The organism is Microbacterium sp. AC026 (assembly GCF_979258475.1).
Map to the genome: position 1 here is coordinate 339,681 of NZ_OZ409857.1, position 12,722 is coordinate 352,402.

Annotated in this window: 14 protein-coding genes and 4 tRNA genes; 11 read left to right on the forward strand and 7 right to left on the reverse strand. The window is 67.5% G+C overall.

Annotation, left to right across the window (positions count from 1 at the left end):
* Window positions 1-28 precede the first annotated feature (28 nt).
* The 3 genes from ACZZ93_RS01770 (at window position 29) to ACZZ93_RS01780 (ending at window position 2,344) form a co-directional block, all read left to right on the forward strand.
* On the forward strand, window positions 29-1,267 hold the full coding sequence (locus ACZZ93_RS01770) for an ammonium transporter (RefSeq protein ID WP_053096211.1): 1,239 nt from the start codon (window positions 29-31) through the stop codon (window positions 1,265-1,267).
* A 20-nt stretch (window positions 1,268-1,287) separates the two neighbouring features.
* A complete protein-coding gene (locus ACZZ93_RS01775) occupies window positions 1,288-1,866 on the forward strand; it encodes a type II toxin-antitoxin system PemK/MazF family toxin (RefSeq protein ID WP_083569336.1) in 579 nt (192 codons plus the stop codon).
* Window positions 1,867-1,960: 94 nt separating this feature from the next.
* A complete protein-coding gene (locus ACZZ93_RS01780) occupies window positions 1,961-2,344 on the forward strand; it encodes an SPW repeat domain-containing protein (RefSeq protein WP_463510359.1) in 384 nt (127 codons plus the stop codon).
* 51 nt (window positions 2,345-2,395) lie between these two features.
* On the opposite strand, the gene ACZZ93_RS01785 is transcribed toward ACZZ93_RS01780, so the two are convergent.
* The 3 genes from ACZZ93_RS01785 to ACZZ93_RS01795 all read right to left on the reverse strand — a co-directional run bounded on the left by ACZZ93_RS01785 (window position 2,396) and on the right by ACZZ93_RS01795 (window position 3,468).
* Window positions 2,396-2,764, reverse strand: a complete 369-nt coding sequence (locus ACZZ93_RS01785; RefSeq protein ID WP_463510360.1) for a GIY-YIG nuclease family protein — start codon at window positions 2,762-2,764, stop codon at window positions 2,396-2,398.
* Window positions 2,765-2,847: 83 nt separating this feature from the next.
* Entirely contained in the window at window positions 2,848-3,300 is a 453-nt protein-coding gene (locus ACZZ93_RS01790) for a hypothetical protein (protein ID WP_463510361.1), read from the reverse strand.
* 92 nt (window positions 3,301-3,392) lie between these two features.
* Window positions 3,393-3,468, reverse strand: a tRNA-Val gene (locus tag ACZZ93_RS01795).
* A 152-nt stretch (window positions 3,469-3,620) separates the two neighbouring features.
* Here ACZZ93_RS01795 and ACZZ93_RS01800 point away from each other — a divergent pair.
* The 3 genes from ACZZ93_RS01800 (at window position 3,621) to ACZZ93_RS01810 (ending at window position 3,914) form a co-directional block, all read left to right on the forward strand.
* Window positions 3,621-3,693: transfer RNA gene (locus ACZZ93_RS01800), tRNA-Gly, on the forward strand.
* Window positions 3,694-3,746: 53 nt separating this feature from the next.
* A tRNA-Cys gene (locus ACZZ93_RS01805) sits at window positions 3,747-3,817 on the forward strand.
* Window positions 3,818-3,842: 25 nt separating this feature from the next.
* Window positions 3,843-3,914, forward strand: a tRNA-Val gene (locus ACZZ93_RS01810).
* A 71-nt stretch (window positions 3,915-3,985) separates the two neighbouring features.
* Here the strand turns inward: ACZZ93_RS01810 and ACZZ93_RS01815 are convergent.
* Both ACZZ93_RS01815 and ACZZ93_RS01820 read right to left on the reverse strand, forming a co-directional pair.
* Window positions 3,986-5,335 carry a cryptochrome/photolyase family protein gene (locus tag ACZZ93_RS01815; protein ID WP_463510362.1) on the reverse strand — a complete coding sequence of 450 codons (1,350 nt, stop codon included), beginning with the start codon at window positions 5,333-5,335 and terminating at the stop codon, window positions 3,986-3,988.
* Between the two features lie 56 nt (window positions 5,336-5,391).
* Window positions 5,392-5,811 carry a DoxX family protein gene (locus ACZZ93_RS01820; protein WP_463510363.1) on the reverse strand — a complete coding sequence of 140 codons (420 nt, stop codon included), beginning with the start codon at window positions 5,809-5,811 and terminating at the stop codon, window positions 5,392-5,394.
* Window positions 5,812-5,912: 101 nt separating this feature from the next.
* Here ACZZ93_RS01820 and ACZZ93_RS01825 point away from each other — a divergent pair, with 101 nt between their 5' ends.
* Genes ACZZ93_RS01825 through ACZZ93_RS01835 form a run of 3 tightly spaced genes read left to right on the forward strand, consistent with a single transcriptional unit; the run spans window position 5,913 to window position 8,864 of the window.
* On the forward strand, window positions 5,913-6,272 hold the full coding sequence (locus ACZZ93_RS01825; RefSeq protein ID WP_053096200.1) for a YnfA family protein: 360 nt from the start codon (window positions 5,913-5,915) through the stop codon (window positions 6,270-6,272).
* A gap of 46 nt (window positions 6,273-6,318) precedes the next feature.
* On the forward strand, window positions 6,319-8,319 hold the full coding sequence (gene thrS / locus ACZZ93_RS01830) for a threonine--tRNA ligase (RefSeq protein WP_053096198.1): 2,001 nt from the start codon (window positions 6,319-6,321) through the stop codon (window positions 8,317-8,319).
* Window positions 8,316-8,864 carry an HIT family protein gene (locus ACZZ93_RS01835; RefSeq protein WP_463510364.1) on the forward strand — a complete coding sequence of 183 codons (549 nt, stop codon included), beginning with the start codon at window positions 8,316-8,318 and terminating at the stop codon, window positions 8,862-8,864. The genes thrS and ACZZ93_RS01835 overlap by 4 nt, the downstream gene beginning before the upstream one ends.
* 21 nt (window positions 8,865-8,885) lie before the next feature.
* On the opposite strand, the gene pdxY is transcribed toward ACZZ93_RS01835, so the two are convergent.
* Together pdxY and ACZZ93_RS01845 are read right to left on the reverse strand one after the other, a co-directional pair.
* Window positions 8,886-9,737 (reverse strand): pyridoxal kinase PdxY, encoded by an 852-nt coding sequence (gene pdxY, locus ACZZ93_RS01840; RefSeq protein WP_320488356.1) that lies wholly within the window; start codon window positions 9,735-9,737, stop codon window positions 8,886-8,888.
* Window positions 9,738-9,783: 46 nt separating this feature from the next.
* A complete protein-coding gene (locus tag ACZZ93_RS01845) occupies window positions 9,784-11,091 on the reverse strand; it encodes an aminotransferase class I/II-fold pyridoxal phosphate-dependent enzyme (RefSeq protein ID WP_463510365.1) in 1,308 nt (435 codons plus the stop codon).
* 114 nt (window positions 11,092-11,205) lie between these two features.
* On the opposite strand from ACZZ93_RS01845, the gene pdxS reads away from it, so the two are divergent.
* The gene (pdxS, locus tag ACZZ93_RS01850; protein ID WP_056278787.1) at window positions 11,206-12,099 is read left to right on the forward strand and encodes a pyridoxal 5'-phosphate synthase lyase subunit PdxS; all 894 of its coding nucleotides are present in this window, start codon (window positions 11,206-11,208) and stop codon (window positions 12,097-12,099) included.
* Complete coding sequence (gene pdxT / locus ACZZ93_RS01855) at window positions 12,089-12,694, forward strand: pyridoxal 5'-phosphate synthase glutaminase subunit PdxT (RefSeq protein ID WP_053096188.1); 606 nt, start codon at window positions 12,089-12,091, stop codon at window positions 12,692-12,694. Before pdxS ends, pdxT begins: the two co-directional genes overlap by 11 nt.
* Window positions 12,695-12,722: the final 28 nt, after the last annotated feature.

Sequence of the window (12,722 nt, forward strand, 5' to 3'; positions counted from 1 at the left end):
CTCAGTTTCCCGAATGTGAGGTTTGACTATGGATGCTCCAGGCAACATCTCCTGGGCGATCACCGCGACCGCCCTCGTACTGCTCATGACGCCCGGCGTCGCCTTCTTCTACGGCGGTCTCGTCAAGGCCAAGAGCGTCGTCAGCATGATGATGATGAGCTTCGGCTCGATCGGTCTCGTCGCCGTCCTCTGGATCCTCTTCGGATTCTCGATGAGCGCGGTCGACAGCCCGACGGCATTCGCCGGCAACCCCTTCGCCGACTTCGGTCTCTCGAGCCTCGCGGCCGGTGAGGGCTCGAACGTCGCACTTCTCGGAGTCGCCTACGGCGCGACCTTCGCGATCATCACCGTCGCGCTCATCTCGGGCGCCATCGCCGACCGCGCGAAGTTCGGCAGCTGGCTCATCTTCGCCGGTGTCTTCGCCACCGTCGGATACTTCCCCGTAGCCGCATGGGTCTGGGGCGGCGGCTGGATCATGAACCTCGGCACCACGCTGTTCGGTGAGGACAGCGGCATCGGCGTCATCGACTACGCCGGTGGTACCGCGGTGCACATCAACGCCGGCGCAGCGGCTCTCGCCCTCGCGATCGTCCTCGGCAAGCGCATCGGCTTCCAGAAGGGCATCCTCAAGCCGCACAACGTGCCGCTGACGCTCCTCGGCGCAGCGCTGCTGTGGTTCGGCTGGTTCGGCTTCAACGCCGGCGCGGAGTGGCTCGCAGAGGACATGGGCGGCGTCGGACTCATCGGCCTGAACACCCTCGGCGCCACGGCGGCCGCGATCCTCGGCTGGATCCTCATCGAGCGCATCAAGGACGGCAAGGCAACCTCGGTCGGTGCAGCGTCCGGCGCGGTCGCCGGTCTCGTCGCCATCACCCCGGCCTGCGCGAACCTGACGCCCGGATGGTCGCTGCTGCTCGGTGCCGTCGCCGGTATCGTCTGCGCGCTGGCGGTCGAGATGAAGTTCCGTCTCGGCTTCGACGACTCGCTCGACGTGGTCGGCATCCACCTGGTGGGTGGCCTCATCGGAACGCTGTACCTCGGCTTCTTCGCCACCGAGACCGGTCTGTTCGTCGGAGGCGACGCACGTCAGCTCGCCGTCCAGGCGATCGCAGCGCTCGGTGTGCTGATCTACTCCTTCGTCGTCGCCTTCATCATCGGCTTCGCGATCGAGAAGACGATCGGCTTCCGCATCACGAGCGAAGACGAGATCGCCGGTGTCGACCAGGTCGTCCACGGCGAGGAGGGCTACGCGCTGGCCGACGCCTGAACTGCCGTTAGGGTGACCGTGTGAGCAACACCAACGGCATCCTGGCACGACTCGCGGAGATCCTCTTCACAGCACTGGGATCTGACCGGGCGTCTCGGACGAAAACTCGTCCGAGACGCCCGGTCTCGCGTCTGCGCACCTCCGAGGAGGTCCGCTCCGCCTCAGGGGCGTCGAGAGCGGCGTCGCGCGGCACCGAGACACGGCGGGTCGACCCCGACCGGATCGATGACCTCCGCATCGGCTACGCGCCCGACCGGGACGGCGCCCCTGACGCGGGTGAGATCATCTGGACCTGGGTGCCCTACGAGGAGAACGACGGTCGAGGCAAGGATCGGCCGGTGCTCGTGATCGGGCGCGAATCCGCAGAACGTGTCTATGCGGTGCGGATGACGAGCAAGGCGCACGACGGCGACCGCGACTATCTGTCGATCGGCTCCGGCGGCTGGGACGCGCAGGGACGGGAGTCTTGGGTCGACATCGAGCTGCTGTACAGCGTGCACGAGAGCGGACTGCGCCGTGAGGCCGCGGTGCTCGACCGATCGCGCTACGGGGAGGTCGCTTCGGCTCTGGCTCGACGATACGGCTGGGCGACCGCCTGAAGCCCCGACACGTGTGACCAGGTCGCAATCCGTTCGACGAACGGCTGCGAACAGTCTGTGAGTCGCAGGATGCGACGACACCACAGGAGGAATCATGCGTTTCATCCCCACCAAGGTCCATGGAATTCTCGACTACATCGTCGGAGTGGCGCTGATCGCCGCTCCGTGGCTCTTCGGCTTCGCGAGCATGGGCGGCCCCGCCGTGATCATCCCGATCGTGCTCGGAATCGGGCTCATCGTCTACAGCCTCTTCACGAAGTACGAATGGGGGCCGTTCGGCGTCATCCCGATGCCCGTCCACCTCGTGTTCGACATCGTCGCGAGCCTGTTCCTGGCGCTGTCGCCGTGGATCTTCGGCTTCTCGACGGGGGCGCCGAACGTCTGGGTGCCGCACGTGGTCGTCGGCGTCGCCGTGATCGTGGTCGTGCTGTTCTCGCAGCCGCAGCCCGCGAAGGTCAAGGCCACCGCTCGCGTCTGATGGCGTACGAACTCTGAAGCCCCGCACGGAACGTCGGCCCTGTGCGGGGCTTCAGTTCTGCAATGCCGCCGCCACCCAGCGCGCGTAGAGCTGCCAGGGGTCGTCCAGCGTGCGCAGTCCGTCGATGTGGGCCGCGAGATACGGGGTGAGGGTGAACCATTCGCCGCCCTCCCGGATGTCGGCGAACTCGCGGTGTCTCGATTGCTCCACCGCACGGCCACCCGGCTCGAACGCGAGGAGCTCGTCGTGGCGGATGCTCGCGAGTCGGTGACGCGGCCGGCGACTGGTGCCGATCTTCACCCGACGGTCGTAGCGGATGTAATAGACCACCTCGACCACCGGGCGGGGGAGGTCGGGGTCGGGGGAGTCGCCGTAACGCCACCCGCACCAGTCGCACAGCAGCGCGGTGGTCACGCGCACCGCGTCTCCATGGCCGCAGAGCGGACAAGGGCTCGGGAGCGGAGTGCGCGGCATGGTCGGAACGCTACCGCCGGCCACCGACGTCAGACCTCTCCGCGGGTTCTCTTCACCCCGCGCGGCACCCATCTCCACCACATGAAGTGATGGTCCCCCTGCTCGACATCGAACATCCTCCCGCACACGGCGCATTCGGTGACATAGGTCATCGACCAGCCAGGATCACTCGTCGAGAGGATGCTGACGTGGCCGAGCGCCTGTTCCTTCTCGGGGTCATTCGTGAGCAGCCCGGGGTAAGCGGCGCACCAGCACTCCCTGTCGCGATACTGTTCGAGTTTGGTGAGCGCGTGCGCCAGATGGGCGTTGTTCGAATAGATCATCCCGCCCAGATCGAGCCTCGTCGCCTCGCGCCGGAGCTGCGGAAGCGCGGCGACGAGGGGGTCGAGAGTCGCGGCATCCCGCGAGCGGATCGTCTCCCACACCGCGTGCATCACGCGTCCGCGATCTCCGGAGAGGAAGTCGTCGAGCAGGGTGGGCATGCCGCAACGCTAGCAATCGAAAGATCGGCGCTGGCTCCCGCGCCCTCGCGACATGAGAAAACCCCGCGGCATCTCAGATGCGCGGGGTTCTGTGGTGGGCGATACCGGACTCGAACCGATGACCTCTTCCGTGTGAAGGAAGCGCGCTACCAACTGCGCCAATCGCCCATACCTGCGGGGTACGTCAACCGATACTACCCGACCGTCGGAGGCCAAGTTGACCACCCTGCGAGACACGCGCGAGATTCGGTTTCGGTTTGGACAGTCGCCGATCATCGGCTAATGTTTCATAAGTGCCCGGGACAACAACCGGGAACAACGCGGATGTAGCGCAGTTGGTAGCGCACAACCTTGCCAAGGTTGGGGTCGCGAGTTCGAGTCTCGTCATCCGCTCAAGTGCAGGGGCCTTCTTCGGAAGGCCTTCGGCACGTGGGGTCAATCCACACGGTGGCGTGGCCGAGCGGCTAGGCACCGGCCTGCAAAGCCGTTTACACGGGTTCGAATCCCGTCGCCACCTCTCAGTAACTGAATAGCCCCAACGGGCGCGATTGGCGCAGCGGTAGCGCGCTTCCCTGACACGGAAGAGGTCACTGGTTCGATCCCAGTATCGCGCACAGACAAAACCCCCGGTTCTCCGGGGGTTTTTTGTTGTCCCATGACGGGGCGCAGCCGTCACCGGCGGCGGTCACCCCGAGACCGGGGACGACCGCTTGACGACCTCGTACGCTGCGAGCGCCGCTTTGCGGGTGGCCGCGAGATCGACGATCGGCTCTGTCGGGGCATCCGACGCCCACTCCGAGATGTACAGGCCGTGCGGGTCGAACTTCTTCGCCTGCAGCTCGGGGTTGAACACGCGGAAGTACGGGGCGGCGTCGGCGCCGGATCCTGCCACCCACTGCCAGTTGAACGGGTTGCTCGCGCCGTCGGCGTCGACCAGGGTGTCCCAGAACCACTCCTCGCCGCGCCGCCAGTCGATCAGGAGGTTCTTCACGAGGAACGAGGCCGTCACCATGCGCACCCGGTTGTGCATGAAACCCGTGTGCCACAGTTCGCGCATCCCCGCATCGACGAGCGGGATCCCGGTATCGCCGCGCTGCCACGCCTCGAGTTCCGCCGGCTTGAGCCGCGGCCAGGGGAAGGCGTCGTACTGACGACGGAGGTTCTTCGTAGCGATGTCCGGTGCGTGGAACGTCGTGTGCCAGGCGAATTCGCGCCAGCCCAACTCCGACAGGAACCCGGCCGCGCCATCGGCCTCCACCGCCGCGTGCCACACGGCGAACGGGCTCAGCTCGCCCCAGCGTAGACGCGGTGACAGCAGTGACGTCGCGCCCGCCGACGGCTCGTCCCGCGCGCGATCGTACGAGCCGATGTCGTCATGCAGGAACGTACGCAGCCGAGCTCTGGCCGCCGGCTCACCGGGCTCCCAGGCGTCGCGGAGTCCGCCGGCCCAGTCGGGGCGGGTCGGCAGCAGATTCCAGTCGACGAGATCGTCGGACGCCGGGGGCTGGGGCACCCCAGCGAGACTCCGGGGCGCAGGGAGGGGCGCTCGCGGCGTGGGGAGGGCGAGACATGCCCGCCAGAACGGCGTGAACACCGAGAAGTGGGTGCCGCCGCCGGTCTTCACCGTCCACGGTTCGTGCAGCAGCGACGCCTGGAACGACGTGACCTCGTGGCCGTCCGCGCGCAGCGCCGCCTTGAGCGCGGTGTCGACCTCGCGTTCGGCGCCCCCGTATCGCCGGTTCCAGAAGACGGCAGTCGCGCCGGAGTCTGCGACGGTCTCGCGGACGACGCGTTCGGCAGGACCTCGACGCAGCGTCAGAGTGGCGCCGAGTTCCCGCAGCGCGTTGTCCAAAGACGCGAGGGAGTGGTGGAGCCACCAGCGTGCGGCTCCGCCGAGCGGTCGGATGCCGGGGGACTCCTCGTCGAGGACGAACAGCACGACCAGTGGTTCACCGCGATCGATCGCCGCCCTGAGCGCCGGATTGTCGGCGAGTCGAAGGTCGTCGCGGAGCCAGACGAGCGAGGGAGAGGCCATGGCTCCATTCTGACGGGGTGGACGGAACGAGTGGGCGGGGTTGCGCTGCCGGCTGCTCAGCGGATACGAGGCACCGCGCGCCTCCGCGGTCGAGCCGCCTCAGTCGTCGCCCACAGCGCCCAGACGACGAGAAGAGGCTGGAGGAAGAGTCGTCCCAGACGCCGCGCTTCGGTGTCGAGCCCCGGGGTGGACCGCTGAGTGCGCCACTGGTGCACGTTTCCCGGGAACACGGCGACGAAGAACGCGGCGGTGGCGATTCCGACACGCCGTCTCTCGTTCGGCAGCAGGAGCAGCCCGGCGGCGAGGGCGACCTCCGCGGAGCCCGACGCGATGATGATCGCCTCCTTGTCGAGACGAGTGGCCCGAGTCGCCCAGTCAGGCACGACGACGCGGAAACCGCGGGTGCTCGTGAAGTGGACGATGCCGATCGCACCCAGTGCGAGTGCGAGGATCCAGCGCGCCAGTGGTCTGATCATCCGCTCACGCTACCCCGGCGGAATCGGAGCTCACGGGTGTCGCCCGGGCGCGTCGCGGCAGGTCTGCCCGCTCAAGTGGCGGCCTTTGCCACACTGAGTGCATGACCGTCCTGCGCATCAGCATCCTCTTCGTGCTCGCCGCCGTCGCCGAGATCGGCGGCGCGTGGCTGATCTGGCAGGCCGTGAAGGAGAACCGTGGCTGGGTCTTCGCTGTGCTTGGCGTGATGGCTCTCGGTGCGTACGGGTTCATCGCGGCGCTCCAGCCTGACGCGAACTTCGGACGTGTGCTCGCCTCGTACGGCGGGGTGTTCATCGCCGGATCGCTCGCGTGGGGCATCATCGTCGACGGCTTCAAGCCGACCGTCTGGGACTGGGTCGGCTCGGCGATCGCGCTCGTCGGCGCGGCGATCATCATCCTCGCTCCCACGGCGGCGAACACCGAGTCTGAGGTGGCGTCGTAGCGGTCAGCGGCCCCCGGGCATGCGAGTAGCCTAGATCCAGACCCAGATGGAGTGTGCAGTGCCTGAAAATGCTCAGCCGAAAGACGGCTTCGCCCTGTTCTCTGACCGTTCAGTCGTCGCCATGCGCGTCAACGGGACCCTCAAGGACCTCGCCGCGACAGTGACGGATGCCGACGAGGTCGAGCCGGTCACGATCGACAGTCCCGACGGGCTGAACATCCTGCGTCACTCGGCCGCGCACGTGCTCGCGCAGGCGGTGCAGCGGATCAATCCGCAGGCGAACCTGGGCATCGGGCCGCCCATCACCGACGGCTTCTACTACGACTTCGGCGTCGACACCCCGTTCACGCCCGAGGACATCAAGGCCATCACGAAGGAGATGCAGCGCATCGTCCGTGAGGGGCAGCGCTTCGTGCGTCGTGTCGTCACGGACGACGAGGCGCGGGCAGAGCTGGCCGACGAGCCGTTCAAGCTCGAGCTCATCGGTCTCAAGGGCGGCAAGGAAGCCGCCGAGGGCGCCTCCGTCGAGGTCGGCGAGGGCGAGCTGACGATCTACGACAACACGACCCGCGACGGCGAGGTCGTCTGGAAGGACCTCTGCCGCGGGCCGCACTTGCCCAACACCCGCATGATCGGCAACGGCTGGGATCTGACCCGCATCGCCGCCGCGTACTGGCGGGGCAGCGAGAAGAACCCGCAGCTGCAGCGGATCTACGGCACCGCCTGGCCGTCGAAGGACGAGCTGCGCGAGTACCAGCACCGCCTCGAGGAGGCCGCCAAGCGCGACCACCGCCGTCTCGGCAAGGAGCTCGACCTCTTCTCGTTCCCTGAGGAGATCGGTTCGGGTCTGTCGGTCTGGCACCCCCGTGGCGGCATCGTCCGCGGCGAGATGGAGCAGCACGCTCGCAGGCGCCACATCGAGGGCGGCTACACCTACGTGTACACCCCGCACATCTCGAAGGAAGACCTCTTCCTCACCTCGAACCACCTCGTGACGTACAAGGAGGGCATGTACCCGCCGATCGTCATGGACGAGGAGCGCGACGACGAGGGCAACATCACGAAGCAGGGCCAGGACTACTACCTGAAGCCCATGAACTGCCCGATGCACATCCTGATCTACAAGGAGCGCGCGCGCAGCTACCGTGATCTGCCCCTGCGGTTCGCCGAGAACGGCACCGTCTATCGCAACGAGCTCTCCGGTGCGCTGCACGGCCTCACCCGAGTGCGCGGCTTCACTCAGGATGACTCGCACCTGTTCGTCACCCCCGATCAGCTCGAGGGCGAGGTCGCGAAGGTCCTGGAGTTCATCCTGTCGATGCTGCGCGACTTCGGTCTCACCGACTTCGAGCTCGAGCTGTCGATGAAGGACGACGAGAAGTCCAAGTGGATCGGCTCGGACGAGTTCTGGGAATCGTCGACCGATGCTCTCCGCCGGGTCGCCGTGGCATCCGGCCTGAAGCTCACCGAAGTGCCCGGCGAGGCCGCGTTCTACGGACCGAAGATCGACCTCAAGACGCGTGATGCGATCGGCCGCACCTGGCAGCTGTCGACCGTGCAGGTCGACCCGAACCTGCCCGAGCGCTTCGAGCTCGAGTACATGGACAAGGACGGCCAGAAGAAGCGTCCGATCATGATCCACCGTGCGCTGTTCGGCTCGATCGAGCGGTTCTTCGCGATCCTCCTCGAGCACTACGCCGGCGACTTCCCGGTGTGGCTGTCGCCCGTGCAGGTCGTGGGAATCCCCGTCGCCGACGAGTTCGCCGACTACCTGGGCGAGATCGTCCAGACGCTGCGCACGCAGGGCGTGCGCGCCGAGCTCGACGCCTCCGACGACCGGATGCAGAAGAAGATCCGCACGCACACGACCGGCAAGGTCCCGCTGCTGCTGATCGCGGGCGAGAAGGATCGCGACGCGGGCACCGTCTCGTTCCGCTACCGCGACGGCACGCAGGAGAACGGCGTGCCGATCACCGATGCAGTAGCGCGCATCCGCGCAGCGATCGATGCACACACTCTCGTGCAGACAGCAGGGGACCTGGCGTGACGTCCTCGGAGTCGTGGGAGGACGCCGGCGAGTTCGCGGGCGTCCCCGACGAGTTCCAGCGGCTCTGGACGCCGCACCGTATGGCCTACATCCAGGCTGGTCCTGAGCCACTGCGCGAGGAGTGCCCGTTCTGCGAGGCTCCGAAGTTCCCGGATGCCGAGCGGCTGATCGTCGCCCGGGGGGAGACGGCCTATGTGCTGCTCAACCTTTTCCCGTACAACTCCGGACACCTGCTGGTGTGCCCGTACCGCCACATCGGCACCTACGACCAGGCGACACCCGAGGAGGTCGCCGAGATCGGGGCACTGACCCAGATCGGCATGCGCGTGCTCCGGGAGGTCTCGCGCTGCGACGGCTTCAACATCGGGATGAATCAGGGTGCCGTCGCCGGTGCCGGAGTCGACGGCCACCTGCACCAGCACATCGTGCCGCGGTGGACGTCGGACGCCAACTTCTTCCCGATCATCGCCAAGACCAAGGCCCTGCCCCAGCTGCTCAGCGAGGTGCGCGAAGCCGTAGCGAACGCCTGGCCGACGACGGCGTAGGCCACGGCTCGGAATCGCGGGTCAGCGCACCTGGCGCGCCGTGAACTGCATCCGAGGGTTCGCGTAGAACTCCTGCGCTTCGACGAGCTGCAGCTCGCGCGCACCCGACTCGAGGGTCGCGGCGAGCAGGTCGAACACGCTGGACGCGGTGCGCTCGAGCGCCGTCTTCGCGTCACCGGATCCGACATAGTGGGCCGTGAAGAGCGCCGCGGTGACGTCGCCCGAGCCGTTCGCCTTCATCGGAAGCCGAGGCGTCTGCACGATCCAGGCTCCTGCGGCGTCGGCCACGAGCATCTCGATCGTGTCGTCCTCACGGTCCGGCCGCTCGACGCTCGTGACCAGCACCGTGCTCGGTCCCATCGCCATGGCCAGGTCGACCGAGGCCAGGGTGGACTCGAGCGTGTCGGGCTCTGTGCCGGTCAGGAACCCGAGCTCGAACTGGTTCGGGGTGATGATGTCGGCAGCCGGCACGACCTTCTCGCGCAGCAGGATCGGGATGGCCGGGGCGACGAAGCACCCTGACTTCGCGTTGCCCATCACCGGATCGCAGGCGTACACGGCGGCAGGATTGGCGGCCTTGACGCGGGCCACGGCGTCGATGATCACATCGCCGATGCCCTCGCCGCCCTGGTAGCCGCTCAGCACCGCGTCGATCTCGCCGAACACGCCGCGCTCCTCGATGCCCGTGATGACCTCGCGCACATCGTCCGGAGAGATGAGCGGACCGCGCCAGGCGCCGTAGCCGGTGTGATTGGAGAAGTTCACGGTGTAGACCGGCAGAACCTCGACGCCGATGCGCTGCAACGGGAAGACCGCGGCGGAGTTCCCGACATGCCCGTACGCGACGGCGGACTGGATGGAGAGGACCTTCATTCCCCGATCCTTTCTTTCAGAGCGGGAATGCTCCCGCGGCGGTGGGTCATCGTGCGGCCGATACGAGGTCGGCGACGAGTGTCGCAGTGTCGTCTTCGGACAGATCATGCACTGTGAGGCGCAGATGGCGCGACGGATCGGCGCGTTCGTCGAGGGCGAAGTCGTCGCCGGTTCGAGCGAGCCAGCCTCTGCGCATGAGGCGTTCGGCGACGATGCGCGCCGGCTTCGGCAACTCGATCCACAGGCTCAGACCGTCGGTGGCGGGGGAGTCGAGGCCATGCTCGCGCAGCCGCGACGCGAAGGCCGCATTGCGTGCCGCGTAGTGCTCGCGGGCGTCGGCGATGCGTGCGAGCACCGACTCGTCGGTCAGCTGAGTGAGAGTGAGACGCTGCAGCAGGTGGCTGACCCAGGTGGTTCCGGGACTCAGACGCATGGCGAGGCGCTCTGCCGTGGTGGCATCCGTCGCCGCGATGGCGAGGCACATGTCCGGCCCGAGGAACTTCGAGACCGAGCGCACCAGCGCGAACCGCCGGTGGTCCGGGCCGATCAGCGATTCGTATGGACGCTGCGACAGCATCGAGAAGTGATCGTCCTCGATGATCAGCACGTACGGATGAGCGGCGAGCACGGCGCGCAGCTCCGCCGCACGAGCGGCCGTGAGACTCGCCCCCGTCGGGTTCTGAGCGCGCGGGGTGCAGATCACCGCTCGCACGCCGGCATCCAAGGCGGCGCGCAGCCCCTCGACCGTCATCCCCTGTTCGTCCACCGGCACGGGAACGGCCCGATACCCGCCGAGTCGGACCGTGTGGATGCTCGCCAGGAAGCAGGGATCCTCGAGTGCGACGGCATCGTCGCGCATCAGCGCCTGCGCGAGCAGTCGCTCGACGGCGTCGACGGCGCCGCTCGTGACGGTGATGCCGAAGTCGAGGTGACCGAGATCATGCGCGATCCATTCGCGCGCCCAGTCCTGCAGCCCCGGGTCGATGACGGGCTCGCCGTAGAGCACCGGACGACCGGCCACCGTGGCCAGCGCAGGCGATGGATCGGGGATCAGTCGAGGGTCCGGGTTGCCGGTCCCGACGTCGCGCAGCACCGTATCGGAGGCGAAGCCCTCCTGGGCCACCGACTCGAGACCGGCGATGACCGTGCCGGCGCGACCTCGGGAGATCACGAGCCCGGCCTGAGCGAGCTGTCGGTATGCGGCGACCGCAGTGTTGCGATTGACGCCGAGGGTCGTGGCGAGCTCCCGCACGGGAGGGAGGGGACTGCCGGCGCGCAGCACACCGCGCTCGCGCAGACCGCGCACGCTGTCGGCGATGTCCGCTGCGGTCGTTCCGGTGATCTGGTCGCTCATGTGTCCTCACCACCGATTCTAGGTCGTTCCGGACAGTGCTACTGTTTGGCCTAGATCAAACGAGACATCGTTCGACACACTCATGCACATCGTGCTTCCCCGACAGGAGCTCTCATGACCGAACAGACCACCACCGGATCCTCGCGCGTCAAGCGCGGTCTCGCCGAGATGCTCAAGGGCGGCGTGATCATGGACGTGGTCACCGCCGATCAGGCCAAGATCGCCGAAGACGCGGGCGCCGTCGCCGTCATGGCGCTCGAGCGGGTTCCCGCCGACATCCGCGCACAGGGCGGTGTCTCGCGCATGAGCGACCCCGACATGATCGACAGCATCATCGCGTCGGTGTCGATCCCCGTCATGGCGAAGGCACGCATCGGCCACTTCGTCGAAGCGCAGGTGCTGCAGGAGCTCGGCGTCGACTACATCGACGAGTCCGAGGTGCTCTCTCCCGCCGACTACGTGAACCACATCGACAAGCACGGCTTCGCTGTGCCCTTCGTCTGCGGTGCCACCAACCTCGGTGAGGCGCTGCGCCGCATCAATGAGGGCGCGGCGATGATCCGCTCCAAGGGTGAGGCCGGCACGGGGGATGTCTCCGAGGCGATGAAGCACATCAGGAAGATCCGTGGCGAGATCGCGGCTCTCACGGCTCTTCCGAAGGACGAGCTGTTCGTCGCGGCGAAAGAACTGCAGGCGCCGTACGAGCTCGTGGCCGAGATCGCCGAGACCGGCAAGCTCCCCGTCGTGCTGTTCGTCGCGGGTGGCGTCGCGACCCCCGCGGATGCAGCGATGATGATGCAGCTGGGCGCCGACGGCGTCTTCGTGGGCTCGGGCATCTTCAAGTCCGGCAACCCGGCGGAGCGCGCCAAGGCGATCGTCAAGGCGACCACCTTCTTCGATGACGCCAAGGTGATCGCCGAGGTCTCACGCGGACTCGGCGAGGCCATGGTCGGCATCAACGTCTCCGACCTTCCCGCGCCGCACCGCCTGGCCGAGCGTGGCTGGTAGTCCACGGGTCGGCGTCCTCGCGCTGCAGGGCGACGTGCGCGAGCACGCCGCCCTGCTCGCGGGGCTCGGAGCCGAGGTGGCGCTGGTGCGCCGCCCGGAGGAGCTTGCGTCTGTCGACGGTCTCGTCATCCCCGGCGGCGAGTCCAGCGTGATCGACAAGCTGTCGCGCACATTCGGGATGCAGGAGCCGATCAGGGACGCGATCGCTGCGGGACTCCCCGTGTACGGGACATGCGCCGGGCTGATCCTTCTCGCCGATGAGGTACTCGACGGCATCGAGGGACAGCAGTCATTCGGCGGCCTGGACATCGCCGTACGCCGAAATGCCTTCGGACGCCAGACGGAGTCCTTCGAGATGGACCTCGACGTTCCGGCGCTCGGTGAGGTGCCCGTGCACGCGACGTTCATCCGAGCTCCGATCGTCGAACGCGCAGGCGAGCGGGTCGAGGTGGTCGCCTCGCTTCCGGACGGCAGAATCGTCGCCGTGCGGCAGGGGCCACTCGTCGGCACCAGCTTTCACCCCGAGGTCGACGGCGAGACGCGCTTTCACGAGCTGTTCCTCGCGGGAGTCCGGGAGCGCACCTCGCGCCGTTGACGCCATGCCGTGCGACCCGCCACGGACC